Source organism: Niveispirillum sp. CC-CTL257 (assembly GCF_059489915.1).
The window spans coordinates 1953617-1978798 of sequence record NZ_JCAJXE010000001.1; the positions used below are offsets into that span (position 1 = coordinate 1953617).

Here is a 25182-nt window from a genome sequence, read left to right on the forward strand (position 1 = left end):
CGCCGTGAAGCCAAGCCGCGGATGCGGCGCCGGCGTTTGAGGAACGCGAACTAAAAACCGTCGGCGGGCACGCGGACCCAGCCTTCCATCAGGATGCGGGCGCTGCGGCTCATCACGGCCTTGGTGACCTGCCATTTTCCATCGGCCAGCCTGGCTTCCGCCCCCACGCGCAGCGTGCCGGACGGGTGTCCGAAGCGGACCGCGTTGCGTTCACCGCCGCCAGCCGCCAGGTTGACCAGCGTACCGGGAATTGCCGCCGCCGTGGCGATGGCGACGGATGCCGTGCCCATCATGGCATGGTGCAGCTTGCCCATGGACAGGGCGCGGACGCTCAGGTCGATCTCGTCGGCCCGGACCTGCCTGCTGCTGGAAACGGTATGGTCCGAAGGCGGGGAGACGAAGGCGATCTTGGGCGTGTGCTGGCGCTTGGGCGCATCGGGAATGTCCTTGATCAGGCCCATGCGGACGGCCCCGATGGCGCGCAGCGTCTCAAACCGGGCGAGTGCCGCCTTGTCGTCATTGATGTCGCCCTGCAGCTCCGTGCCGCCATAGCCGATATCGGCGGCGTTCACGAAGATGGTGGGGATGCCGGCATTGATCAGCGTCGCGCGCAGCCTGCCACCGGGGACTATGCTCTCGGGCACCTCCAGTTCATCGACCAGATTGCTGGTGGGGAACATCGCACCGCCATCCTCCCCCTCCTCGGCGGGATCGAGGAATTCCAGCATGATCTCGGCGGCCGGAAAGATCACGCCATCCAGTTCGAAGCTGCCGGTCTCCTGCACCTGCCCGCCGGTGACGGGGACATGGGCGATGATGCTCTTGCCGATATTGGCCTGCCAGATGCGGACGGTGCAGATACCGTCGTCGGGCACGCGGTCCCGGTCGATCAGGCCGGCATGGATGGCGAAGGATCCTGCCGCCGTGGACAGGTTGCCGCAATTGCCCGACCAGTCGACAAAGGCGCTGTCGATGGACACCTGACCATAGAGGTAATCGACATCATGGTCTGGCCGGGCGCTTTTCGACAGGATCACGCATTTGGACGTGCTGGATGTGGCACCACCCATACCGTCGGTGTGCTTGGCATAGGGATCGGGACTGCCGATCACCCGCAGGAACAGGCGGTCGCGCGCCTCGCCCGGCACCCGGCAGGGCGCCGGCAGATCATCCAGGCGGAAGAACACGCCCTTGCTGGTGCCGCCCCGCATATAGGTGGCGGGAATGCGGATTTGCGGTGCGGATGGCATCAGACCGCTTCCTTCTGCGGGGTTTGCGTGGCCAGGAAATCCTGGGCGAAGCGTTGCAGCACGCCACCCGCCTCATAGATCGACACTTCCTCGCCCGTGTCCAGGCGGCAGGTGACGGGCACATCCAGCCATTCGCCGTTGCGGCGACGGATGGTCAGGGTCAGGTCGGCGCGGGACCGGCGGTCGCCCGTCACGTCATAGGTCTCCGTGCCGTCCAGCCCCAGCGTCAGGCGGGTCGTGCCCGGCTTGAACTCCAGCGGCAGCACGCCCATGCCGATCAGGTTGGTGCGGTGGATACGCTCGAACCCTTCGGCCACGATGGCCTCCACCCCCGCCAGCCGCACGCCCTTGGCGGCCCAGTCGCGGCTGGAGCCCTGGCCGTAATCGGCGCCGGCAATGATGATCAGCGGCTGGCGCCGATCCAGGTAGGTCTCGATCGCCTCCCACATCCGCATCACCTTGCCGTCGGGTTCCACCCTGGCCAGCGACCCCTTCTTCACCACCCCATCCACCAATGCCATCTCGTTGACCAGCTGCGGGTTGGCGAAGGTGGCGCGCATGGCCGTCAGATGATCGCCGCGATGGGTGGCGTAGGAATTGAAGTCCTCCTCCGGCACGCCCATCCGGATCAGGTACTCACCCGCCGCCGAATTGGCCAGGATGGCGTTGGACGGGGACAGATGGTCGGTGGTGATATTGTCAGGCAAGATGGCCAGTGGCCGCATGTCCTTCAGCGTGCGCGGGAAAGCGGCGAGTGCGCCCACGCCTTGCGTGTCCCAATAGGGCGGGCGACGGATATAGGTGGAAGTGGGGCTCCAATCATAGAGCGGGCTGACTTTCGCCGCCTTCGCGCGGCCAGCGCCGAACATCGGTTCGTAGACCTGGCGGAACTGCTCAGGCTTCACGCTGGCCGCCACGATGGCATCGATCTCCTCGTCCGACGGCCATAGGTCCTTTAGGGTGATCGGGTTTCCGCCGGCATCCGTCCCCAGCACGTCACGTTCGATATCAAAGCGCACCGTGCCGGCGATGGCATAGGCCACAACCAGCGGCGGGGAGGCCAGGAAGGCCTGTTTCGCATAGGGATGGATGCGGCCGTCGAAATTGCGGTTGCCGGACAGGACGGCCGTCGCATAGAGGTCGCGGTCGATGATCTCCTGCTGGATGGCGGGGTCGAGGGCACCCGACATGCCGTTGCAGGTGGTGCAGGCATAGGCGACGATGCCGAAACCCAGCTTCTCCAGCTCTGACAGCAGGCCGGCTTCTTCCAGATAGAGTCTGGCCACCTTGGAGCCCGGCGCGAAAGACGACTTCACCCAGGGCTTGCGCACCAGCCCCAGTTCGTTGGCCTTGCGGGCGACAAGCCCGGCAGCCACCACGTTGCGGGGGTTGGAGGTGTTGGTGCAGCTGGTGATGGCGGCGATGATCACCGCGCCATCGGGCAGCAGCCCGTCGCGTTCCTGCGCCTGGGCCTTGTCCAGGTCGACAGCGATGCCGCGTTCGGCCAGGGCGCTGGTCGGCAGGCGCTTATGCGGGTTGGACGGACCGGCCATGTTGCGCACGACGCTGGACAGGTCGAATGCCAGCACCCGCTCATACTCGGCCGTTTTCAGCGCATCGGCCCACAGACCCAGCACCTTGGCATAGGTCTCCACAAGCGCCACCTGCTCCGGCTCCCGGCCGGTCAGGCGCAGATAGTCGATGGTCTGGCCATCGATGTAGAACATGGCGGCGGTGGCGCCGTATTCGGGACACATGTTGGAAATGGTGGCCCGGTCACCGATGGACAGGCTGTCCGCCCCTTCACCGAAGAACTCCACCCAGGCGCCGACCACCCGTTCCTTGCGTAGGAACTCCGTCAGGGCCAGGACGATGTCGGTGGCCGTGATGCCGGGCTGCCGCTGGCCGTTCAGACGCACGCCGACAATGTCGGGCAGGCGCATCATGGAGGCGCGGCCTAGCATCACCGTCTCCGCCTCCAGACCGCCCACGCCGATGGCGATGACGCCCATCGCATCGACATGCGGGGTATGGCTGTCGGTGCCCACGCAGGTGTCGGGAAAGGCCACGCCGTCGCGGACCTGGATGACGGGCGACATCTTCTCCAGATTGATCTGGTGCATGATGCCGTTGCCGGCCGGGATCACATCGACATTCTCGAAGGCCCGCTTGGTCCATTCGATGAAATGGAACCGGTCCTCGTTGCGGCGATCCTCCACCGCTCGGTTCTTTTCGAACGCCTGCGGGTCGAAGCCGCCATATTCGACTGCCAGCGAGTGGTCGACGATCAACTGCGTCGGCACCACCGGGTTCACCTTCGCCGGATCACCGCCCTGATCCGCGATGGCGTCGCGCAGGCCCGCCAGATCGACCAGCGCCGTCTGGCCCAGAATGTCGTGACAGACGACACGGGCAGGATACCAGGGGAAATCCAGGTCCCGACGCCGTTCCACCAACTGGCGCAGCGCGTCGGTCAGCAAATCCGGATCGCAGCGTCGCACCAGCTGTTCGGCCAGGACGCGGGAGACATAAGGCAGGCAGGCCCAGGCGCCGGGACGGATGGCATCCGCGGCGGCGGGCGTGTCGAAATAGTCGAGCTGCGTGCCGGGCAGCGTCTTACGATAAGTATTATTCATGGTACTTCCGACCATGACTGAATGTCGCTGTCATCAGCCTGTCACCGTCACAACCGGCCTGCACAGGCGGGAGCTTTCGACCCACATATGCCAACGCCGTTCGATCGCAGAATGTTAGGGTCAGAAAGCTGACGACCGTGGCAGCCAGGGCCGCGAGCGCCACTCACGCCGGGACGGCAATCAGAACCGGCAGGACGCTCGTAACGACGACGCGCTTGCCGATGTTCAGGGATGGATCGATCAATTTAACCCCTGATCATTACATAGATCAGAAAATGCCACCCCAATGTGCGAGGAGCAGACATTATTGAACCGCGCTGAGTTTGCCGCAGGCCACAGTGCATGAGTAGACGGCCATGAAACCTTGGTATGCTGGATGCGTGGGTTGAGACCCCCGATTTGAACCTGCGAGGACAAGTCTTTGATTTTGCATGGAATCTCCAATAGGTTGCACTTGACCCCAAACGCCAAAACCCCAGTAACTTATTGAGGTTACTGGGGTTTTGATCACAAATTTGGATGCGGGGGCAGGACTAGGCCGATGGTATGACAATCTTTCAGTGTATATATAGCCAAACGTTTCCCGCAATCCTGAATGCTTCCACAAGCAATCTTGCTCATAATTCAGCAGCCTGAACATCCAATCAGGACACGGCCTTTGACATCGAACAGGATGATCCGGACCGGCTGGCGCTGTTTCATGCGTCCAGCTTCTTCGTCCGGATCCATATCAGTGCCCGCGCATAGGTCAGGATGACCCGTGGCTCCAACTCCTGACTGCTGAGCACCGCTTTCAGATCAGGAAATCGTTCACCAGCCGGGTAAAGCCGGCACCATGCTCAATCTGGGTCCAATGGCCGCACTGCCCGAAAACATGCAACTGCGACCGGTCAATCCATTGATGCAGCGTCAGGGAACTTGCCAGCGGAATGATGCGGTCGTCACGGCCATGGATGATCAGCGTCTGATGCGGCAGCGCCCGGATGGCGTCCGGGTCACTGGCAAGCGCATCGACCCAGCGCTGACGCGGGGCGGGAAACAAGGCGGCGAAGGCATCCTGCACGCCGGGGCGGGCGCTGGCCTTGTAGCGCAGTTCCGCCAGTTCGTCCGTCACCAGGGTACGGTCATGGGCGAACAGATCCATCATCTCCCGCATCGCCTGCAAACTCGGTTCATAACCCCAGACCCGGTCCAGCCCGTCGGTGATGGGGAACGAGGTGCCCGCCGCCCCCATCAACACCAGCCTGCCCACCCTCTCCGGGTGGGCAATGGCCATGGAAAGCGCGATGGCACCACCGAAACTGTTGCCGATGAGATGGGCGCGACCGATATCCAGTACGTCCATCAGGGTCGCTAGTTGCGCCACCCAGACGGATTTGTCGCAAACCAGGGGGGCCGCCCCCCGCCGCTCCGTATAGCCGAAGCCCAGCATATCGGGCGCCACCACGCGGAACCGCTTGGACAGGTCCGGGATGGTCAAGCGCCAGTTGGCCCAGGCGGTGACGCCGGGGCCGGACCCGTGGATCAGGATGACCGGCTCGCCGCTACCATAATCGTGATAATTCACGGACACGCCGCCGGCCATGACCGAACGGCCGATCTCAGGAGAGGAAGACATGGGTGTTCCTTTCACTTCACCGCAAAACCGGTCGATCCCAGATGCTGCACATCCAGGGAAACGGACAGGCCCGGCGACAGGGCGTCCGCCGCCGTGGCCCCGCCGGCCAGCACGATCCAGCCCGCCTCCAGCCGCAGGCCCGATGCTGCCACCAGACGCGACGCCGCCGCCAGGCTGCGGCCCGGATGGCCCAGAATGGCGGCACTGGACCCCACCTGCACCGGTCGGCCGTTAAACCGCATGACCATGCCCAGGTTCGACAGGTCGATGTCCGGCCGGTTCCAGGCGCCCAGCACGAAGGAGGATGAGGAGGAATTGTCGGCGATGACGTCGGGCAGGCTGAACTTGAAGTTCCGGTAGCGGCTGTCGATGATCTCCAGCGCCGGGGCCACCGCCTCCACGGCGTTCAACGCCTCCGCCAGGGTGACCAGCCCCTCCAGGGGGCGTTTCAGCAGGAAGGCGATTTCCGGCTCCACGCGCGGATGGACATAGCGGTCGAAGCGGATGGCCTCCCCGTCCTCCACCCGCATGGCGTCGGTCAGCTGGCCCCAGATGACGTCATGCACGCCCATCTGGTTCATCTTGGCCCGGCTGGTCAGGCCCATCTTCATGCCGATGATCCGCTCGCCGCGTTCCTGCCGGCGGCGGATGGACAGGGCCTGGATGGCGTAAGCCTCCTCCAGGCCCAGATCATGGGTGTCGGCCAGCTGCGGTATCTCGGTCGCGGTGCGCGCCGCCTCGTCAACGGTGCGGGCCAGGTCTGCCAACAGTTTCATGGGATAGCTCCCGCTTAGCCGAAATGTGCCCGGACGGAGCCCAGGCCGTTGATGCGCAATTCGATGCTGTCGCCCTTCGCCACGGGGGCCAGCGGCCCCAGCGCGCCCGACAGCACGATGTCGCCCTTCTTCAGGGGCCGCCCCACCGCCACCATCTTGCGCGCCAGCCACAAGGTGGCGGTCAGCGGGTTGCCCAGACAGGCGATGCCGGCACCGGTGGATACCGGCTCGCCGCGCCGTTCGATCACCATGCCGCACAGGACGGGATCGAAATCCGACAGCACCACCGGTCGCGTGCCCAGCACGAAGCGATCGGCGCTGGCATTGTCGGCGATCGTGTCCAGGATCTTGATGTTCCAGTCCTTGATGCGGCTGCCCACCACCTCGATGGCGGGTAGGGCATAATCGACGGCATGGATCACATCGGCGATGGTCAGCCCGTCACCGTCCAGGTCATCCTTCAGGGCGAAGGCAACCTCGCCTTCCACCTTGGGCTGGTGCAATTGATCGAAGCGGATTTCCTCCCCATCGGTGAAGGCCATGTCGGCGAACAGCATGCCATAATCGGGCTGGTCCAGACCCAGCATGGTCTGCACGGCCCTGGAGGTGGCGCCGATCTTGCGGCCCACCAGCCGGCGGCCGGCCGCCAGCCCATGCCGGGTGTTCACCTCCTGGATGGCATAGGCGGTGCCGGGATCATTGGTGCCCAGCGTGTCCCGCAAGGGGGTGATGGGGGTGCCGCCCGCCGTGACGGCACGCAGGGATGCGGCAGCTTCTTCGATCTGTTCAGGAGAAATGTCGGGCATCATGCCTCACAGCTTCACGCAGATGTTGGTCAGTTCGGTGTAGAATTCCAGGCCGTGGACGCCGCCCTCCCGCCCGATGCCGGACGATTTGGACCCGCCGAAGGCGGTGCGCAGGTCGCGCAGGAACCAGCTGTTGACCCAGACGATGCCGGCCTCGATCCGGGCTGCCACGCGGTGGGCGCGGCTGGCATTTTCCGTCCAGATGGCGGCGGCAAGGCCGTATTCGGTATCGTTGGCCCGCGCGATCACCTCTTCCTCGGTATCGAACGGGCTGATGTGGCAGCAAGGGCCGAAAATCTCCTCCCGCATGATCGGGCTGTCATCGGGAAGGCCGGTCCAGATGGTGGGTTCGATCCAGCTTCCATCGGCCAGGGCGCCCGACATCTCAGGGATGCCTCCACCCGTCACGACCGATGCGCCCAGATCACGAGCCTTCTGGTAATAGGAATGGACCTTGGCCTGATGTTCCTTGCTGATCAGCGGGCCGAAATTGGCGCGGGGGTCGGACGGCACGCCAATGCGCAGAGCCTCGGCACCTTCCTTCAGCCGCGCCACGAATTCATCGAAGATGGGCCGTTCCACGAAGACCCGCTCGGTGCCCAGGCAGACCTGGCCGCAATTGGCAAAGACCGACCGCAAGGTGCCTTCGATGGCCTTGTCCATGTCGGCATCGGCAAACACGATGCCGGGATTCTTGCCGCCCAGTTCGAAGCTGACGGGGCGCGTGCCCTCTGCCGCCGCCTTCATGATGGCCGTGCCGGTGCGCGTCTCACCGGTGAAGGTGATGCCATTCACACCCCTGTTCGTGGTCAGGAACTCCCCCGCACTGCCAGGACCAAAGCCGTTGACGACATTATAGACGCCGGGCGGCACGCCCGCCGCGTTCATCACCTCGCCCAGCAGGGCGGCGGTGGCCGGCGTCTCCTCCGATGGTTTCACCACAACCGTATTGCCGCAGGCCAGCGCCGGCCCGACCTTCCAGGTCATCAGCAGAAGCGGCAGGTTCCAGGGGCAGATGACGGCAATCACCCCGCGTGGCCGGCGCACACCGTAATTGACAGCACCCATGCCGTCGGGCGTGGGCATGGAGAAGGCTTCCGTCGGCACGTTCTTCACCAGATCGGCGAAGATCTTGAAATTTGCGGCGCCGCGCGGGATGTCGATATGGCTGGCCAGGCTGCGGGGCTTGCCGGTGTCCAGGCATTCGGCGGCCAGGAACTCCTCGAACCGGGTAGTGATGCCGTCGGCCACGCGGTGCAGGATGTCGGCCCGTTCGGCCATGCTCATCCGGCCCCAGGGACCGTTCAGGGCCGCGCGCGCCGCCTTCACGGCGGCATCGACATCCTGCGCATCGGCTTCGGCCACGCGCGCGATCAGGGAATTATCGCACGGGTTGCGATCATCGAACCAGCGGTCGGACGCGCCGGGCACGAAGGCGCCGTTGATAAAGTTCAGGATGCGCCGGTCGGTCATGGCGGGTTCCTTCATAGAGGCGGGAAATGAAAGGAAGCCCGTCTCCCGGCGCTGTCGCACCGCCGGGAGACGGGGCCGCGGCTCACGTCACCACGGTCATGAAGCGGTCATTCAGCACGCGCTCATAATAGAAGATCGCCTTGCCGGCCTCGTCCGCTGTCCAGGTACGCACCGGATGGTCGGGATAGAACTGATAGCCGCCGCAGAACACTTCGTTCCGGTTGCCGGACGGATCGAAGAAATAGATGGTCTGGCCGCGCGTGATGCCGTGGCGGGTCGGCCCGATATCGACGGAGATGTTGTAGCGGGTCATCAGGTCGGCGGCATGGCCGATATCGGTCCAGCTTTCCAGCAGGAAACTGACATGATGCAGCTTGCCCTTGGCCGGATAGCGTACCAGCGCGATATCATGCGCCTTGGTGGAGCAGGTCAGGAAGATGGCGATGGTTTCCTCTCCCCCCGGCGTGACCACCTGTTCGGTCAGGCTGAAGCCCAGAATGTCGCGGAAGATGGCGGCGGTGGCATCGATCTCATCACCATAGATCAGGCAATGGTCGAAGCGGATGATACGCATGCCGCGCGGTTCCGTGCGCCACAGGTCGGGATTGTCAATCATCGGGCCGTTTTCTGCCCGTTCGATACTGGCGAACAGATCGATGGCATGGCCCGTCGGTGCCAGGAAGCGCACACGACGGCCCAGACCCGGCTGTTCGCCGGCGGGAATGTCGCTGACCGTCAGACCGGCGGCACGCAACTGCACGGCGTAGAAATCCAGCACCTCGTCGGAGGCGACCTTGAAGCCCATCACGTCCAGGCCCGGCTCATCCGCCTCGCGCAGCACGATGGAATGGCGGTCGAACTCGTCATAGGCGCGCAAGTAAGCGCGGCCATCGCCCGCCACCTCCACCAGTTCCAGGCCCATACGGTCGCGGTAATGGACCAGGGCCTCATCCAGATCCAGCACGCGAACCTGGGCGAAGCCGGGACGCAACACACCTGTCATCGACATGATCGTTTCCTTCCCTGTTATGAACCGGCGGCTTGTTCCACCGGGTAAAGGCAGTGCGGACTGACATCGAGCGCCAGGATCAGGTCGCCGCGTGGATAGAGGCGGCAGGCCAGCGCCAGGCCCTGCGCCTTCTCATCCGGACCGACATGGCGCTTGCTCATCGGCCCCGTTTCGAACGTCCCCTCCAGCACCCGCACCCGGCAGACGCCACAGCCGCCACCCCGGCAGCCAACGGGAATGTCGGCCTTGCCGCCCTTCTCCATGGCGATCAGCACGCGGTCACCGGGGGCGCAGGCAAAGCTGCCACCATTGTCGCGGACGGTGACGCGATGGCGGTGATCGGGGGCCATGCGTCATATCCTCTTGTAGAGGGGACTTTTCGTGATCGCGGCACCATCGGCCTTGGTCACGAAGCTTTCGGTGAAGATGTCCTTTTCGAACAGCCTTCCCTTCATCAGGCTTTTCACGCAGGCATCGATCATCACCGGCGGACCGCAGAGATAGGCTTTCAGCCCCTTGAAGCTGCCACCGAAATGCCGTTCCGCGACCTCATGCACGAAACCGCGTTCCCCGTTCCAGTCCTCATCCGCACCGCCCTGCGACAGGCAGGGGATGTAGGTGAATGTTGAGTGCCGGGCCGCCAGATCGCGGAACAGGGCATCGTCATAGACATCGCAGGTCCTGCGTACGCCATGGATCAGGGTAATGGGTCCCGTCCAGCCGCCGGCCAGCAGGTCCAGCACCATGCTTTTCGGGCTGGAAAGCCCTGAACCACCGGCCAGGAACAGCATCGGATCGGCAAAGGATTTATGGACATGGAACCGGCCCAACGGCCCCGACAGGTCCAACCGGTCGCCAACGACTAGTTCTTCATGGATATAGGCCGTGCCCACACCGCCCGGTACCTTGCGGATATGCAGTTCCAGCAAGGTGGGGTCGGCGGGCGAAGACGCGATGGAAAAGGCACGCGGTTCGGTCAGGCCCGGCAAGTGCAAATTGACATATTGTCCAGCCTGGAACGGCAAACCTCCGCCGGGCACGCGCAGCCAGACAGCCTTGATGTCGGGGGTCAAGTTGGTGATGGCCTCCACGGTCGCGGTCACGTCCTGAACGGGGTGATGTTCGGCGTCAGGGTCGATCTCCACATCCGCCTCGATGGTGACATCGGACAGGACCTTGGCGCAGCAGGCCAGCGTGCGGCCCTCCTCCCGCTCGAAATCCATCAGGGCAAAGGGGCTGGCCCCGGCATGGTCCACATCGCCATCCAGCACGGCCACCTTGCAGGTGCCGCAGAGCCCGTGATTGCACTGATAGGGCAGGTAGATACCGTTGCGCAGACAGGCATCCAGCAGCGTCTGGCCATCCGCGACGTCGATGGTTTCGCCCAGCGGCTCTATGGTCAGTTGATAACCCATGTCGACCTCAGGCGTGGGAGCCATTGATGCCGGTCAGGCCCGGCGTGCGCAGGACCAGCACCGATTTGTGCCCCACCCCCTGATCCTTCAGCCCCTTGGCCGGGTCCGGCGTGAAGGCCGCACCATCCAGTTTCCATTCCGCCATGCCCCAGTCGATGGCCGCGAAATCGGGATGCTGGGCATAGGCCGCCGGCACGATCTGGTCATGGAACGCGGCAAAGGGCATGGCGGGCGGCAGTGGAAAGGCCACCGGCGCACAGAACATCAGATGATCTTCCCAATGGAGGTAGACGATCTGGTTTCCGTGGAAATTCTCCAGCCGGTCCTTGGGCTGGAACTCATATGGGCCGATCGCGACAACCGCCATGGCACACCTCCCCCGTCGGCCGCCGCGAGGGGGCGGCCGGTGATGAATTGGTTTTCAATTGAGCGCCGTAGGTCAGGTCGAGCCGAAGGCGAGCCCTGACATTCATTGGCACCGTCGCTCGTCAGGGCTCGCCTTCGGCTCGACCTGACCTACGCTTCACCCGCCTGCCTTGCCCCGGTCCTTTGTCCAGGCGTCCCACAATTGCTGATCGGGGGAGCCCTGGTAGTCCAGATTGTCGGCGCCATTATTCAGGTGATACCAGGCCAGCACGTCGGGGATGGTGGCCCCGCCACAATTGCCCTGGAATATCTGGTGCACGGGCAGCCAGGACTGGATGTATTTCTCCGGCTCATCCTTGAAGATGTCGCAGCATCCGTCTGAGCAGAAATGGTAGGTCTCGCCCTTATGCTCGGCCCGGCGGAAACAGATCTTGGTGGGATCGTCCGGTTCCGTGAACAGCATCGGCACCTGACAGACGGTGCAAAGCTGCGGCAGGCTGTTATTGTAGAATCGCTTGCCTGCCTGCTGCTGCGCCCGCCAGTATTCGAAGCGCGGTCGGTACAGCTTGTCGAACGTGTCGGGATATTTCTCCGACAGCCAGGCCATCTCCCCCTCCTCCGGCACCCAGGTATGGAAGGCGGCGGCGTGGGTGTAGTTGTAGAAGGTGCACCAGGCCTCGTGGCTGAGGCGGCCCTTCTCCTTGCGTGCCACGTCGGCATATTTGGGCTCACGGATGCCGTAGCGGGCCAGATCCTTGAACAGGGCGCTGCCCGCCTCCTCGTAATACATCTCCCAGGCCTCGGCCCAGGACATGACGCGCTTGGGCAGCATGTAATCCATCATCAAGGCGACAATGGTCAGCAGGCGGTAGCCGCGCCAGAACCATTTATCGATCCATTTCTGGACGATGGGTACATTGGCCTCATCCTGCTCCAGCATGAACTTGATGATCTCCAGGCCCAGCGTCATGTGCCGGCTCTCGTCGCTCTGCGCCGAAAAGCCGAAGGTCACCGTGGCCATGTCGCCATTGAAGGCGGCCCCCGACATGAAGGGCACGAACAGCAGGTTGGTCAGCACATATTCGAAGGAAAAGCTGATCGCCGTCAGGAATTCAAACGGCCCGGCGGTGGCCGCATCATCGAAAAAGCTTTTCGGCACCGACAGGTACCAGACGCGGTCATGCATGTGCCGGCTGTCATGCAGCCCGTCGAAGAACTTGTTGTAATGGCTGATCGTGTGGATCTGGGTCTGGGCGTGGCGCAGTTCGTCAATGGCCTGCATCTGGCAGGCGACGCGCGGGCCCGCCCCCACGAAGTGGCGCCCCACCTGGGCATAGCCGCGGTGGGCCATGTATTCAAGGGGCGACACGCCCGTCAGGAACAGCTTGATGGCGTTGATATAGCGGGCATCCGTGATGTTCATCTGCCCATTATTCTGGGCGAAGCTGTCGATCACGGCGTAAAGCTTGCGCTCCTTCTCCGCCTGGTATTTCCAGTAGGCATCCATGGTCAGGCGGAACGGGTCTTCCCAGGCGTCCCAGTCATGGATCTTGATGCCTTCATACTCGGCAAAGGGAAACACCTTGTTCATCGGCTGATAGGTGGTTTCCCAGCCCAGGCCGCGCGTCAGATGCGCATAGCGGTCCTTCAGGCCCAGCTTCTTCGCCTTGGGTTCCTTCAACAGCGTGGTCATGGATCAACCCCTCAGTTCTTCCAGGCGATGACGATGCGCTCGTCATCCTCGTCGACATTGCCGGCCAGGCTGATCAGGCTCAGCTGCAGCTCTTGCAGGTCGTAATCACGGCCCAGCTGCGCCTCCACGCTGTCGCGGCGGATTTCCAGCCGGCCGGGACAGTCGATCTTGGTCAGCGACGGCATGTTGGCGACCGTGGCCGCCGGATTGTCCGACAGGATGGCCGCCACGATGGCCCGCCCCTCATCGGTATTCTGAAGCGTGATGGAAACATTCTGCGCCATGGCGGCGTCCTTTATGCGTAGGTCAGGTCGAGCCGCAGGCGAGCCCTGACGGATAAGGCTTTCAATCCATTGCTGTCAGGGCTCGGGCATCGCCCTCGACCTGACCTACAGGGTGAGGCCCAGCCTCTGTACCCGCGCATCCAGCCCTTGGCGGATGCCGGCCAGGGCGGTGGCACCGTCGCAGCCCAGGACATGTTCAGCCAGCGGCGCCAGAGCGGCCTGCGCCCGGTCGGCCCAATGGCAGTGCCAGTCCGACAGAAGCCGGCGGTTAGCGTCATTCTCGGCGGCTACGCGCTTGATGACGGCATCCACCCATTTGGCGTTGTCATCCTGCCAGTCGACCATGAATTCGGTCAGCATCGACAGACCCTGCACCCCATGCGCCTGTCCGGCGGCGTCGAAGCTTCCATAGGCCAGCGGGTACAGCATCCCATCCATGCACAGGTTTTGCGCGACCAGCAGTTCGAACCAGTCAGTGAGGACCAGGCTGTCCTCCACCATCCGGCGCATGCCCTGCCAGACAGGATCGTCCATCCAGGCCCGCTTGGCCGCCCCCAGGCTGTCACCGGAATTGCCGTCCATGACCAGGCCGACGCGGCTGATGATCTGGGCGATGCCCAGCCGGTCCATGGTGATGAACTGCGTGGCCTGGGTGATGGCGGCCCCGTATCCCAGCGCTGTGATCTGGGAATTGTTCATGTTGGCGCCCCATTCATAATGACGAAGGGGCAGCAGATAGAGGCGAACCATCTCCGCCCAGTCGGGCGCAATGGCGGCCAGCAGCTGGCGTTTCTCGACAAAGGCGAAGTTCTTTTCCGTCGCCTCCATCATCCGTGACCGGGCGATGGTGTAGGCGCCGTAATAAAGCTGGCGCGGGTCGCGGGGCGCGTACCAGTCCGCCATGGTGACGGCGGTGCGTGCCTTGTCGAACAGCTCATATTCCGGGGCCCAGGTGGGGCGGTAATGGAAATTCACCTCCGGCTGAAGGTCGTACATCGACTCCTCGTACCGCGAGGCCGGGCGGTCGGCGCCCAGGCGGCGGGCGACATTGGCGAAGGTCTGCCGCCGTTGCTGGATGGCGTTGGTCTTGATCTCCAGGCTCATGCCGGGCTCCTGACGGGTGCGGAGAGGGCGGGGAAACGGGCGGAAAGCAGGCCGAAACCGGCCAGGGCCACCTCCTCCACCGCCATGTCGGCGGCGTTGGCGGCCAGGAATTCGCGAAAGGCCGGCATGGGCAGCACCAGTTCCACCGTCAGGTCCGGGTCGGCGATGGTGAAATCGAACAGGACGAAGGACCCGTGCGTGCCCGTGACCCGGACATGACGCTGCGTGATGTCTAGCGGATAAGGCTCAGGCGGTTGGGCGCTGGCCATGGTATTTCCCTCCCTGAAAGGGGGCCGCCCCGGTTTGGCATCTTCTTGCTCCCGGTCGGGAGGGGCGGGGTCGGCGTCTGCCCATCTGTTTCGCAAGGGCCGTGCCAGTGGCGGCGTTTGGCGCGTGGGTGGTGTTATTTTTGTTAAATAATTGATTTAGTTTGTTTTTTTATGGAACCCAACCGGTTCTACGGGACCAATCGCCGCCACGGCCACTCCCCAGCGCCCCGGGTTGATCTTTCGATGAAGGCGACCTCTCGGACCGATTGATCATTTCATCAAGGCTGGTCACAGCCTGGCCAGACGCAGCTCGCGCAGATGCTCGTCCAGGAAGTCGACGCGGTCATTGCCCCAGAAGATCTGGTCGCCGACCACGAAGCTGGGCACGCCGATCACACCCTGTTCCAGGGCCAGTTCGCCGTTGCGGGCCAGGATGGCGGCCGACCGCTGATCGTCCAGGGTTGCGGCAAGTGCCGCCCTGTCCAGGCCGATGGACACGCCCACATCCAGCACCACATCCCGCTGGCCGATATCCACCCCTTCGGCCCATTCGCGGCGCATCATCTCCACGATATAGGGGCGCAGCAGCCCCCGTTCCTCGGCCAGAAGGGAGCCCAGCCCGGCCAGGGTCGGGTCGGTGGAAACCGGCGGCGGGGTGACGGGAATGCCCAGCCGGCGGGCCCAGCGCGCCAGATCCTGACGGACCAGCGGGATTTTCACCTTGGCTCGGTCGGGCGGCGACCGCCCGTCCCAGCCGCCCAGGGGCCGCCAGACCAGATTGACATGATAGCGGTCCAGTACGGGCCAAATGGTCTTGGACACCAGATAGCAATAGGGGCTGCGGAAGTTGAAATAGAAGATCAGGTCGGTGGACATGGGTTGGGCTCCGTCATAAACAAAAAACCGGACCGACGGTTTCCCATCGGTCCGGAAGGGAGCCGGCGGCCTATTGGGACGCCGCCGGGCGGAGGTTCAGCGGCCTTCGGCGCGCATGTTCTGGACGTTGAACATGTTGGAAGGCGACAGTTTGGGATCGACCTGCCCCTTGAACTGGCCCGTCGTGCAATGGCCCGACAGCAGGTCGATCATGGAGAAACTGTCATCAATGGCGACACCGGTACCCTTGTTGACGGGCAGGTGGTGGTCAGGATGCGACTTGCCGATGGTCCAGGATTTCCACAGGTCGCCCTTGCGGTCATAGATCAGCGTGCGCTGGATCGTCATGGCCTGGGCGTCGATATGGAAAACGCGTTTGGAGATCGGGTGTGCGGGATCGACCGGTTCGGCTTCCAGCACATAGGTCTTGCGCAGCTGCCAGGTGATGTTGGGGAAGCAGCCGCCCTTGCCGCCGAAATCGACATATTGGTACCCGTCCGGGTCCTTGATGTCGGTGGCCAGCTTCAGGTCATTATGGTTGTAGAAGGGCAGAAGCAGAATCTTCGTGCCCTTGTAGGTCCATTTCATGTCGGCGATGCGGCCATTATAGCCTTCGAAATCCTCGATCATCAGATCGGAGCCCAAGAAGGCGTCGGTCACCTGGCCCGTGGCCAGACGGCGCACACGACGCTGGAAACCCAGATACAGCCAGGCATCGTCGCGCTTGCTGTCATCCTCGTACCGCAGGATCAGCAGCTGGGTATTCTTCAGGTCGCCCGGTTCCAGCACCTGCACATAGATGCCGCGAAAGATGTTCGACGGATTGCCCGCTAGGTCGGGCAGCGGCGGCTGATCCACCCGGTGCTTGAAGTTCAGGAAATGGAAGTTGAACTTGATCTCGCGTTCCACGGCCCCGGAATTGAGGTTCCGGAAACGCCAGTAGAAGGGGTGGATGGCGGCACTGTCGCCCCAGTTATAGCCATGCTTGTAGTTCCAAGCCAGTTTCTGGCCCGCCAGCGGGTCCTTGGGATCGGGATCGGCGGGAAACGGACGGCCCGCAACATAGCCGGACAGGTTGCCATCGGCCCCGATGGCGACCTTGCCCACATTCTGCTCCGACGCCTTCACATAGCTGTCGGGCAGCGGGAAATCAGTGGTGGCCCCCACCGTCACCTCCACCCAGCCATCCTTGATGAACTGGTACATGGCGGGGTCGAGATACTCCTTCGCCGCCTCCACATTGCCCTTGTTGATGATCAGGCCGGGAGTGAGGCCCGCCACCTGCGGCACGCCCTTCTTGTAGGGATAGAAACTGTCCTGGAACGCCTGGGCGGTCTGCGCGTCGGCGGAACCGCCGAACGCGACGGCGCAAAGCGCCAGACCGGCAGCGGCCAGACGCAGGGTGCTGCCGAATTTCTTGGCTTTCATCTTCTCTGTCCTCCCAGGATCTTCAGAACCGGTAACGCACGGTCAGTTGAATCTCGTCTTCGCGCTGGGCCATGCCGATGGGGCCGGAGCGGAAGCGGCCCAGCGGCTCGAACCCACCCAGGCCCACAGAGCCGGGGGCGCCGCCCGCATGCAGCGGCGTGGCCGTGAAGGGTGGAAACGGGTTGCAGGTGCGGCAATCGTCGAACCGGCGGATGCCCTTGCCGACCTTGAAATTGCCGCCCAGCACCACCTGCCAGCTGTCATTGATCAGCCAGTCGACGGACGGCGCGACGGTGGCGGCATCGGCCTTGAAGTCGTAGGCGGTGATGACCTGCGGCGACAGCCGGTCATTCATGTAGAAGCCCTTGATCAGCAGCGTGCCGATCCAGCTGTTCTTCCAGTCGGGCATGCCCATCGGGCCCAGCGGCCCCTGTTCCAGCTCATGATCCAGGATGTGCTGGCCGAAAATCTGGCCGGAGATCAGGAAGGACCGGGTGGGGTTCAGGAAGGGGATGAAGGTCTGCCGGTCGATGCCGACGACATAGCGGATGACATCGCTGCTGCTGAACAGGCGGGGTCGCAGGGTGTTGGCGAATTCCTCCCCCGTCGTATAGGCGAATTCCATGCGCACGGCGGATTTCAGGCTGTCGACATAGAAATCCAGCGAGGTGCCGTAGAGATCGACCTTGGGGAAATCGATGTCGAAGGCGATAAGGTAGGGCCAGGCCTGCGCCTCCACCCCGGGCGTGAAGGCATTGTCGGCGGGAATGCCGCCGCGCAGGGTGGGAAGCTGCTGGCGCGTATGCAGGTAATTGGCGCTGAAACCCACCCCTTTGAACACGCCTTCCAGCTTGCCGCCGAACTGCGTGTCATCCAGGCTCCAATTCGGGACATTGGCCTGACGGATGCCGATGACATGGGCGGGGAAGTCGGTCGCCAGGTTGCCATTGGCGAAGTTCGACACGGTGCAGCCATTGTCCCAGCAATTCTTCATGCCGCGGAAGAAGCTGCCCGCGTCCAATATCTGATAGGGCGTGCCGGCCTGCCCCAGGTTGGACGGGCGGAACCGGTCGAAATTCCAGACGAACTGCAGGTTCAGATCGTCGAATGCGCCGGTGCCGCCCATGCGGTATTCGGCGGTCGCGATCCATTGCGGGATGCGGATATCCTCCAACTCGTCATAGATGTTGTGGCGGCTGTAATCGACGGGGTTGATGACGTCCAGCACGCGGAACAGGTCGGTGCGGCCCCAGACCACCTGCTGGCGCCCCACGCGCACGCCGAATTCGCGCGTGTCGCCCGCCTCCCACGCGGCATCGACATAGGCTTCGCGCAGGAAATCCCAGCGGCTGTTGAATTCCGGATAGCGCAGGTCGTTCAGCGTCGCGTTCATATAGCCGGGAATGCAGCCACGGCTGTCCACGTTGCAGGGGCGTACCGGCACGCCGAAGCTGACGCCGCCATCGGGGCCGTGCAGCGGCTGGCCCAGCACGATCATCCCCTGATTGGGATTGCGGGTCAGGTCGATGGGACCCGCCGGCAGCGGGATGCCGCCGCCATGGGGCACGGACCGTCCCATGGCCGTGCTTTCGATCAGGACCGGGCTGCCGGCATTCTTGCCGAACCGCGTGTCGCGCAGATCGTAGACGGCGTCATAGCTGGCGCGCAGGATAGCGTTGAAGGACAGGCGGCTGAAATTCCCCGTTTCCCCGAAATCCTTGTGGATTTCCACTTGCGCGGTGGTGCGGGCCTTCACCAGCCCATCATCCTTGCGCGCATGCGTGACGCTTTCCACGAAGCCGCCGATATCGGCGGGCTCATCCGCCATGGCCGGCATGGCCAGCGCACTGGCCGACAACAGCAATCCGGCCAGATGGCCGTAACCCCTGATCTTGGGCATCTCTCCCTGTCCCCCTTGTTGCGGGCGCAAAGGCCCGGTGTCGCGCCGCCCGTTCGGGTGGTCGCCGGATATTTCGTGCTGAATGGATGGCCCCGCCCGCAGGCGGCTGCCTGTGCGCTACCGGATAAGCGGGATGCGTTGGTGCCTGGTCATGTTCCCCCCTGGGATCGGGCGGCGGATGGGGTTTGGCCCCTTGGTCGCCTTTATCGCGGCCCATCACACGGGGCCGGTTGTCCCCACATCGCAATCGCCGTGCCAGAACCATTGCGCAGGTGCGCTGGCCCGGTGATTGCACCCTGTTCCACAGGCGGGAAACCCAGGACGGGCCAATGCTTGCGGCCATCAGCGGCAATGCTGCGGCAGACGGGGTGACGGTGGTGGGACAGGGACCGGTGGGTCATCAATTGATCAAAACCGGCCCCGGCGGCTTTGACGCGATGGATGTTTTCATCACGATGCGCTGCAGCATGAAATGCGCCACCGGCACCCGGCCGAAAGTCTTGGGGTTCCGCGCTGTTCGGCGGTTGCCAGCGGCCCGGTCGCGACATACGCTTTTGTGTGAAAAAGGCGCCATAGAAGCGCCCTTGGGAGGAAACAGATGACCGACAAGCAGGCGGGTATCCTGCGCAGCGGCGGACCCAATCGGGCCGGCGATGCGATTGGCCAATGCGGGACGCAGATATTCGACCGGTTCGATCTTCCAGATATCGAGGATCTGGCCTCCCGGCTGCGTTTCTCACCCAAGACGGGGCGCATCTGGCTGGACAATAACCGGATGATCCTGATGCATACCCGCGCGCTGGGGGCGCTGCGCCGGGAACTGGTGGATACACTCGGCATATCGGCGGCCCGCGCGCTGCTGATCCGCATGGGCTATGCATCAGGCGCGCAGGATGCGGAACTGGCGGTGAAGGTGCGCGGCACGGCCAGCTTCACCGACTTCTTCCTGGTCGGCCCGCAGCTGCATGCCCTGGAAGGCATCGTGAATGTGCAGCCGGTCCGTCTGGAATCCGATACCAGCACCGGCCATTTCTATGGCGAGTTCCTGTGGCACGATAGCGCCGAGGATGAGGTGCATATCGAACAGTTCGGATTCGGATCGGAGAGCGCCTGCTGGATGCAGCAGGGCTACGCATCGGGTTACACGTCCGTCTTCGTGGGCCGGCCCGTGCTGTTCCGGGAGGTGGAATGCCGGGCCACGGGTGCGCAGGCCTGCCGCATCATCGGCAAACCCCTGTCGGAATGGGACGCCACGGAAGAGGAACTGCGGTATTTGCAGCCGCAGAGCTTCGCCAACCGCGACCGGCTGATCGTATCGAACCGGACGGCGCAGGCGGTCCCCACCACATCGCCTACTGCCGCCCCGTCATCGGAGGCGCCAGCCACGCCGGAAAAGCTGCTGGTAGGCGCGTCGGCGGGTTTCAATATGGTCTGCCACATGCTCGACAAGGTGGCAGGAACCAACGCCACCGTCCTGCTGTTGGGCGAAAGCGGCGTGGGCAAGGAACTGTTCGCGCAGACCCTGCACCGCATCTCCAAGCGCGCCGCCGGCCCGTTCGTGGCCGTCAATTGTGCCGCCATCCCGGAACACCTGATCGAAAGCGAATTGTTCGGGGTGGAGAAAGGTGCCTTCACGGGTGCCACCGAAAGCCGCGCGGGACGGTTCGAACGCGCCCATGGCGGCACCCTGTTCCTGGACGAGATCGGGACCCTGACCTTGCAGGCGCAGGGCAAGCTGCTGCGCGCCCTGCAGGAGGGCGAGGTGGAGCGGGTGGGCGACCGGAAAAGCCGCAAGGTGGATGTCCGGGTGGTCGCCGCGACCAACATTAACCTGCGCGACAGCGCACGCAAGGGCACGTTCCGTGAGGATCTGTTCTTCCGTCTGAACGTCTTTCCCATCCAGATCCCGCCACTGCGCGACCGCCGCGCCGACATCCCGCTGCTGATGGAACATTTCCTGAAGCAGTTCCGCGCCCGCCACGGCAAGCAGGTCACCGGCTTCACCCAGCGGGCCATCAACGGCCTGTTCGCCTATGACTGGCCCGGCAATATCCGCGAGCTGGAGAACATGATCGAACGCGGCGTCATCCTGGCCGCCGACGGGGAGGCGGTGGATCTATGCCACCTGTTCACCTCTGGCGAAATCCTGTCGGCCAATGTCCTGGCCATGTCCGGCGACGGGCTGCTGAACCCTTGCGGCCAGCGGGAGAAGGCACGAGCCAAGGAGGCGGCAGGTGCGGGGGGTGGCGGCGATGCCGGCAGCCTGATCGACACGCTGCTGGGCGGCGGCACTTCCCTGGATGACCTGGAGGAACAGCTGCTGCAGGCCGCCGTAGAGCGGGCGCAGGGCAACATCTCAGAGGCCGCCCGCATCCTGGGCATCACAAGGCCGCAGCTGGCGTACCGGTTGAAGCGGAAGATTGTGTGACATGCCGTAGGTCAGGTCGAGGCGATGCCGAGCCCTGACATTTCCGGCACCGTCGTTCGTCAGGGCTCGGACTTTGTCCTCGACCTGACCTACGGTTCCCAGACTGATCCCTTCACCAATTCATCACCCCCGCCCCCATCCCCGCCGCCCCCTTCGATCAAATCATGAAGCAAGGCGGGGCGGCACCGCCCGGAACCCTTGCTTTCCTGTCCTGGCACAGGCGTTGCTAACCTCGTCCCCCACCGAAGAAGCGCCCCGCAGCGACAGGGGCGGACATGATCCGGGAACGGCCCGGCGCCACGCGCCTTGGCCGATACCCGTCCGAGGGGGAAATACAGAATGTGCGACGCGCCTTCCGCGCGGCGGTCCCGGCTATTCCGGGCACGCCCCAACCTCCACCCTGCCCGCCACCTGACCGCGCTGGCCCTGGCTTTGGCGGCCTTGGCCGGTCCCGCCGCCGCCGATGGTTTCGGGCGCACCGACCTGTTGCAGGCCGTGGCCCGGGACGGGAAGACCGGCACCATCGTGGCCGTGGGCCTGCGCGGCGTCATCGGCGTCAGCAAGGATGATGGCGGCAGCTGGCAGCGCCATGATCTGGCCGACCGCACCGGCGGCCTGCGCCCCGCACTGCTGGACATCGCATCCTGCCCCGATGGTGGTTTCGCGGCCCTGGACGGGCGCGGCCATGTCTTTGCCAGTGCCGACCAGGGCGGGACCTGGACCATGCATGCACTGGAAAGCCCCGAACCGCCGCAGGCCATCACCTGCGACGCCGCCGGGCGCCTGTGGGTGGTGGGCGGGTTTTCCACCATCCTGGTCAGCGATGATGGCGGGCAAAGCTGGCAGGACCGCTCCATCGGCGAAGACCTGATCCTGACCGCCATCCAGTTTCCCGATGCCGTCCGGGGCTATGCGCTGGGGGAGTTCGGCAGCATCTATGCCACCGTGGACGGCGGGGAAAGCTGGAGCGCATTGCCGCCCATTCCCGGCGAGTTCTATCCGCAGGCGGCCTTGTTCACCGACACCGCCCATGGCTGGGTGGTCGGGCTGGATGGGGCCGTCATGCATACCGCCGATGGCGGTCAGAGCTGGGCCAAGCAATCCAGCAGCGCGCAGGTCGGGCTGTTCGGTCTGGCGGCCTTGCCCGATGGCAAGGTCGTGGCGGTCGGTGATCGCGCCACCGTCCTGTCCATGGACGGCAATGCCTGGACCCCGGCGCAGCCGCCACAGGCGGGCGCACCCTTCCTGACCAGCGCCGTCGCCACCGGCCCCGACACCATCCTGGCGGCCGGTGCCGCCGGCACGCTCACCCAGATCAGGTTGACGCCATGACCCAGACCCATTCCGCGAGCTCCGGCGCCATGGCCCGGTTCGAACAGATGATCTTCGCCCGGCCCCGCCTGTTCCTTTCCATCCTGATGGGCATCACGGCGCTGTTCGCCTTCCAGCTGCCCAATCTGCGTGTCTATACGGATTTCGCCGACCTGCTGCCGCAGGAGAACGAGTTCATCCGCCTGCATAACGACATCCGCGACACGTTCGGCGGCGCCAACATCGTCACCGTGTCGGTGAAGGCCCCCGATAGAGGCATCTTCACCAACCAGGCATTGGCCGCCATCCATCACGCGACCCAGGTGGTGGACGAACTGCCGGGCATCAACCACAACCTTGTGAACTCCATCACCCACCGCACCGCCCGGCGCGTCACCGTGTCGGAAACAGGGGCCGTGGTGGCCACCCCCTATTACAACCCATCCGCGCGCGAACCACTGTCGGCAGCGGAACTGGAGCAGATGCGCATCGACGTGATGGCCGATCCGCGCACCTATGGGCTGACCGTGTCGCCCGCCCTGGATGCCGCCCTGATCAAGGGGCAACTGGCCGAAGGCGACCTGGATTATCACGCCATCTTCGACAAGCTGGCGGCCCTGAAGACCGACCTGCGCGCCCAGGGGTTCGAGGTGCATGTCATCGGCCAGCCGGTGATCGTCGGCTGGATGTACACCTATATGGTGGAAATCCTGCAGATCTTCGCGGCCACGCTGGCCGTGATGGTCGGGCTGCTGCTGGTCTATTTCCGCCGGGCCTATGGCGTGCTGATGCCGGTGGCGGCCATCACGGTGTCCACCATCTGGGGCCTGGGCTGGGTGGTGGTGCTGGACATCAACCTGGACCCGCTGACCCTGGTCATCCCCTTCCTGATTTCCGCGCGCGCCCTGTCGCACGGGGTGCAGAAGGTGGAACGGTACTTCGTGGAACTGGCGCGCAGCGGCGATACCAGGATCGCGGCGCGGGCCGCCTTCCATGCCCTGTTCCGGCCCGGCTGCCTGGGTATCGTGGCCGATGCGGCGGGCATCTTCCTGCTGATCCTGGGGTCGATTCCGCTAGATCACAAGCTGGCGCTTTACGCCTCGCTCTGGGCGCTGTCCATCGTGCCGGCCGTGCTGCTGCTGGTGCCGCTGATGCTGGCCGTGGTGCCGGGGCCCAAACCCCTGATCCGCAGGCAAGGCAGCCTGACCGACCGCATCCTGGCCGCCACGGGCAATTTCGTGTCGGGCATGGGGGCGGCGAAGGGCACCGTGCTGGCGGCGTTCCTGCTGGTGGCCGGGTCTGCCGCTCTGCTGCCCGCCATCCAGATCGGCGAGAGCGAGCCGGGATCACCGTTGTTCTATCCCGACCATGACTATAACCACGCATCGGCCACCATCAATGCCGACTTCCCCGGATCGGAGGAACTGTACATCGTGGCCCGCGTCGCCGAACGCGGCGACCTGAAGCGGCCCGACGTACTGCAATCCATCCAGGATTTGCAGGTCCATATGATGGGTGACCCGGCGGTGGGCGGCACCAAGGGCATTCCCGACCTGATCGCCCAGGTGAACCGGCTGCTGCATGGCAACGACCCGCGCTGGGCCGTCATTCCCGGCGATGCGTCCTATGTCGGCGGGCTGATGTTCGCCTATATGGCGTCCAGCCCCATTCCCGGCGCCCTGAACGAGTTCGTGACCCCGGACGAGCGTACCGCCAACCTCGTCTTCTTCTTCAAGGACCATAAGGGCGACACGATCCGCACCGCCATCGGCCGGGCGCGCGGCTGGATCGCGGAGAACGGCCATGCCGTGCCGGGGCTCAGCTTCCATCTGGCGGGCGGGGTGATCGGTGTGAATGCCGGCATCAATGACGCCATCCTGCATTCCAACCTGCTGGTCGTGCCCGTCGTGCTGCTGGTCATCACGTTGCTGACGGCGGCGTCCTACCGGTCGGTGGCGGCGGGCGCCATGATGCTGTCATCCATGGTGTTCGCCACCTTGCTGACCTATGCCTGGTTCGGCATCACGGGTGCGGGCCTGAACATCAATACCGTGCCCGTGGTGGCGGTCGGCATCGGGATCGGCATCGATTATTCGATCTACATCATGGACCGCATTCACCATCAGTACGGTCTGTCCGGCGATCTGCCCCGCGCCATCCGGGAAACCATCATGACGACCGGTCGCGCCATCAGTTTCACGGCCTTCACGCTCATGTTCGGCGTCGTCATGTGGGTGTTCCTGTCCAGCTTGCGGTTCCAGGCGGACGCGGCGCTGTTGCTGTGCCTTATGCTGGCGCTGAACATGGCCGCCGCCATCTTCCTGGTGCCGGCCTGGGTGCTGCTGTGCCGTCCTGGTTTCATCCTGTCCGCCGACCGGGCGGCGGAACAGGCGGACGAGGCCGCCGACCACGGGGGCACCACGCCAAAGGTGGAGGCGGCCTGACCAGCGCTTTGACGGGGCGCGCCATCGGCCCGCCCCGTCATCCGCACGCATCAGAACGTGGAAGTATGGCGCAGCCGAGCACGGAATTCCTGCAGT

The 25182-nt window shown here is 64.3% G+C and carries 21 protein-coding genes; 4 read left to right on the top strand and 17 right to left on the bottom strand.

Annotated features, from left to right (window positions below; translation table 11 throughout):
- Positions 1-50: 50 nt before the first annotated feature.
- The 17 genes from prpF to ABC729_RS09225 form a co-directional block, all read right to left on the bottom strand.
- Positions 51-1250 (bottom strand): 2-methylaconitate cis-trans isomerase PrpF, encoded by a 1200-nt coding sequence (prpF, locus tag ABC729_RS09145; protein ID WP_495607315.1) that lies wholly within the window; start codon positions 1248-1250, stop codon positions 51-53.
- Complete coding sequence (gene acnD / locus ABC729_RS09150) at positions 1250-3886, bottom strand: Fe/S-dependent 2-methylisocitrate dehydratase AcnD (protein ID WP_495607316.1); 2637 nt, start codon at positions 3884-3886, stop codon at positions 1250-1252. Before acnD ends, prpF begins: the two co-directional genes overlap by 1 nt.
- 793 nt (positions 3887-4679) lie before the next feature.
- Positions 4680-5504 (bottom strand): alpha/beta fold hydrolase, encoded by an 825-nt coding sequence (locus ABC729_RS09155; RefSeq protein ID WP_495607317.1) that lies wholly within the window; start codon positions 5502-5504, stop codon positions 4680-4682.
- An 11-nt stretch (positions 5505-5515) separates the two neighbouring features.
- Positions 5516-6280 carry a 2-keto-4-pentenoate hydratase gene (locus tag ABC729_RS09160; protein WP_495607318.1) on the bottom strand — a complete coding sequence of 255 codons (765 nt, stop codon included), beginning with the start codon at positions 6278-6280 and terminating at the stop codon, positions 5516-5518.
- Between the two features lie 14 nt (positions 6281-6294).
- Entirely contained in the window at positions 6295-7089 is a 795-nt protein-coding gene (locus ABC729_RS09165) for a 2-keto-4-pentenoate hydratase (RefSeq protein ID WP_495607319.1), read from the bottom strand.
- 3 nt (positions 7090-7092) lie between these two features.
- A complete protein-coding gene (locus tag ABC729_RS09170; protein WP_495607320.1) occupies positions 7093-8559 on the bottom strand; it encodes a 2-hydroxymuconic semialdehyde dehydrogenase in 1467 nt (488 codons plus the stop codon).
- An 82-nt stretch (positions 8560-8641) separates the two neighbouring features.
- Positions 8642-9568: a catechol 2,3-dioxygenase gene (locus ABC729_RS09175; protein ID WP_495607321.1), complete on the bottom strand. Its 927-nt coding sequence runs from the start codon at positions 9566-9568 to the stop codon at positions 8642-8644.
- 17 nt (positions 9569-9585) lie between these two features.
- A complete protein-coding gene (locus ABC729_RS09180; protein ID WP_495607322.1) occupies positions 9586-9918 on the bottom strand; it encodes a 2Fe-2S iron-sulfur cluster-binding protein in 333 nt (110 codons plus the stop codon).
- 3 nt (positions 9919-9921) lie between these two features.
- Positions 9922-10983 (bottom strand): NADH:ubiquinone reductase (Na(+)-transporting) subunit F, encoded by a 1062-nt coding sequence (locus ABC729_RS09185; protein ID WP_495607323.1) that lies wholly within the window; start codon positions 10981-10983, stop codon positions 9922-9924.
- Positions 10984-10990: 7 nt separating this feature from the next.
- Positions 10991-11350 carry a phenol hydroxylase subunit P4 gene (locus tag ABC729_RS09190; RefSeq protein ID WP_495607324.1) on the bottom strand — a complete coding sequence of 120 codons (360 nt, stop codon included), beginning with the start codon at positions 11348-11350 and terminating at the stop codon, positions 10991-10993.
- 156 nt (positions 11351-11506) lie between these two features.
- Entirely contained in the window at positions 11507-13042 is a 1536-nt protein-coding gene (locus tag ABC729_RS09195) for an aromatic/alkene/methane monooxygenase hydroxylase/oxygenase subunit alpha (RefSeq protein WP_495607325.1), read from the bottom strand.
- An 11-nt stretch (positions 13043-13053) separates the two neighbouring features.
- Complete coding sequence (locus ABC729_RS09200) at positions 13054-13326, bottom strand: MmoB/DmpM family protein (RefSeq protein WP_495607326.1); 273 nt, start codon at positions 13324-13326, stop codon at positions 13054-13056.
- Between the two features lie 105 nt (positions 13327-13431).
- The gene (locus ABC729_RS09205) at positions 13432-14430 is read right to left on the bottom strand and encodes an aromatic/alkene monooxygenase hydroxylase subunit beta (RefSeq protein ID WP_495607327.1); all 999 of its coding nucleotides are present in this window, start codon (positions 14428-14430) and stop codon (positions 13432-13434) included.
- Positions 14427-14699, bottom strand: coding sequence for a phenol hydroxylase subunit (locus ABC729_RS09210; RefSeq protein ID WP_495607328.1), 273 nt, complete (start codon positions 14697-14699; stop codon positions 14427-14429). Before ABC729_RS09210 ends, ABC729_RS09205 begins: the two co-directional genes overlap by 4 nt.
- A 288-nt stretch (positions 14700-14987) precedes the next feature.
- Complete coding sequence (locus ABC729_RS09215) at positions 14988-15575, bottom strand: 2-hydroxychromene-2-carboxylate isomerase (RefSeq protein ID WP_495607329.1); 588 nt, start codon at positions 15573-15575, stop codon at positions 14988-14990.
- Positions 15576-15671: 96 nt separating this feature from the next.
- A complete protein-coding gene (locus ABC729_RS09220; RefSeq protein ID WP_495607330.1) occupies positions 15672-17003 on the bottom strand; it encodes a DUF1329 domain-containing protein in 1332 nt (443 codons plus the stop codon).
- Positions 17004-17025: 22 nt separating this feature from the next.
- Positions 17026-18903 (bottom strand): DUF1302 family protein, encoded by a 1878-nt coding sequence (locus ABC729_RS09225; RefSeq protein WP_495607331.1) that lies wholly within the window; start codon positions 18901-18903, stop codon positions 17026-17028.
- 329 nt (positions 18904-19232) lie between these two features.
- On the opposite strand from ABC729_RS09225, the gene ABC729_RS09230 reads away from it, so the two are divergent.
- The 4 genes from ABC729_RS09230 to ABC729_RS09245 all read left to right on the top strand — a co-directional run bounded on the left by ABC729_RS09230 (position 19233) and on the right by ABC729_RS09245 (position 25086).
- On the top strand, positions 19233-19505 hold the full coding sequence (locus ABC729_RS09230) for a hypothetical protein (RefSeq protein WP_495607332.1): 273 nt from the start codon (positions 19233-19235) through the stop codon (positions 19503-19505).
- A complete protein-coding gene (locus ABC729_RS09235) occupies positions 19502-21331 on the top strand; it encodes a sigma 54-interacting transcriptional regulator (protein ID WP_495607333.1) in 1830 nt (609 codons plus the stop codon). The genes ABC729_RS09230 and ABC729_RS09235 overlap by 4 nt, the downstream gene beginning before the upstream one ends.
- 339 nt (positions 21332-21670) lie before the next feature.
- On the top strand, positions 21671-22663 hold the full coding sequence (locus tag ABC729_RS09240) for a WD40/YVTN/BNR-like repeat-containing protein (RefSeq protein ID WP_495607334.1): 993 nt from the start codon (positions 21671-21673) through the stop codon (positions 22661-22663).
- Entirely contained in the window at positions 22660-25086 is a 2427-nt protein-coding gene (locus tag ABC729_RS09245) for an efflux RND transporter permease subunit (protein ID WP_495607335.1), read from the top strand. Before ABC729_RS09240 ends, ABC729_RS09245 begins: the two co-directional genes overlap by 4 nt.
- The last annotated feature ends 96 nt before the right edge of the window (positions 25087-25182 follow it).

Bases quoted from the DNA above. Each gene is read 5' to 3' on its own strand.
- prpF (WP_495607315.1), bottom strand. From the start codon at position 1,250: ATGCCATCCGCACCGCAAATCCGCATTCCCGCCACCTATATGCGGGGC.
- acnD (WP_495607316.1), bottom strand. From the start codon at position 3,886: ATGAATAATACTTATCGTAAGACGCTGCCCGGCACGCAGCTCGACTAT.
- ABC729_RS09155 (WP_495607317.1), bottom strand. From the start codon at position 5,504: ATGTCTTCCTCTCCTGAGATCGGCCGTTCGGTCATGGCCGGCGGCGTG.
- ABC729_RS09160 (WP_495607318.1), bottom strand. From the start codon at position 6,280: ATGAAACTGTTGGCAGACCTGGCCCGCACCGTTGACGAGGCGGCGCGC.
- ABC729_RS09165 (WP_495607319.1), bottom strand. From the start codon at position 7,089: ATGATGCCCGACATTTCTCCTGAACAGATCGAAGAAGCTGCCGCATCC.
- ABC729_RS09170 (WP_495607320.1), bottom strand. From the start codon at position 8,559: ATGACCGACCGGCGCATCCTGAACTTTATCAACGGCGCCTTCGTGCCC.
- ABC729_RS09175 (WP_495607321.1), bottom strand. From the start codon at position 9,568: ATGTCGATGACAGGTGTGTTGCGTCCCGGCTTCGCCCAGGTTCGCGTG.
- ABC729_RS09180 (WP_495607322.1), bottom strand. From the start codon at position 9,918: ATGGCCCCCGATCACCGCCATCGCGTCACCGTCCGCGACAATGGTGGC.
- ABC729_RS09185 (WP_495607323.1), bottom strand. From the start codon at position 10,983: ATGGGTTATCAACTGACCATAGAGCCGCTGGGCGAAACCATCGACGTC.
- ABC729_RS09190 (WP_495607324.1), bottom strand. From the start codon at position 11,350: ATGGCGGTTGTCGCGATCGGCCCATATGAGTTCCAGCCCAAGGACCGG.
- ABC729_RS09195 (WP_495607325.1), bottom strand. From the start codon at position 13,042: ATGACCACGCTGTTGAAGGAACCCAAGGCGAAGAAGCTGGGCCTGAAG.
- ABC729_RS09200 (WP_495607326.1), bottom strand. From the start codon at position 13,326: ATGGCGCAGAATGTTTCCATCACGCTTCAGAATACCGATGAGGGGCGG.
- ABC729_RS09205 (WP_495607327.1), bottom strand. From the start codon at position 14,430: ATGAGCCTGGAGATCAAGACCAACGCCATCCAGCAACGGCGGCAGACC.
- ABC729_RS09210 (WP_495607328.1), bottom strand. From the start codon at position 14,699: ATGGCCAGCGCCCAACCGCCTGAGCCTTATCCGCTAGACATCACGCAG.
- ABC729_RS09215 (WP_495607329.1), bottom strand. From the start codon at position 15,575: ATGTCCACCGACCTGATCTTCTATTTCAACTTCCGCAGCCCCTATTGC.
- ABC729_RS09220 (WP_495607330.1), bottom strand. From the start codon at position 17,003: ATGAAAGCCAAGAAATTCGGCAGCACCCTGCGTCTGGCCGCTGCCGGT.
- ABC729_RS09225 (WP_495607331.1), bottom strand. From the start codon at position 18,903: ATGCCCAAGATCAGGGGTTACGGCCATCTGGCCGGATTGCTGTTGTCG.
- ABC729_RS09230 (WP_495607332.1), top strand. From the start codon at position 19,233: ATGCTTGCGGCCATCAGCGGCAATGCTGCGGCAGACGGGGTGACGGTG.
- ABC729_RS09235 (WP_495607333.1), top strand. From the start codon at position 19,502: ATGACCGACAAGCAGGCGGGTATCCTGCGCAGCGGCGGACCCAATCGG.
- ABC729_RS09240 (WP_495607334.1), top strand. From the start codon at position 21,671: ATGTGCGACGCGCCTTCCGCGCGGCGGTCCCGGCTATTCCGGGCACGC.
- ABC729_RS09245 (WP_495607335.1), top strand. From the start codon at position 22,660: ATGACCCAGACCCATTCCGCGAGCTCCGGCGCCATGGCCCGGTTCGAA.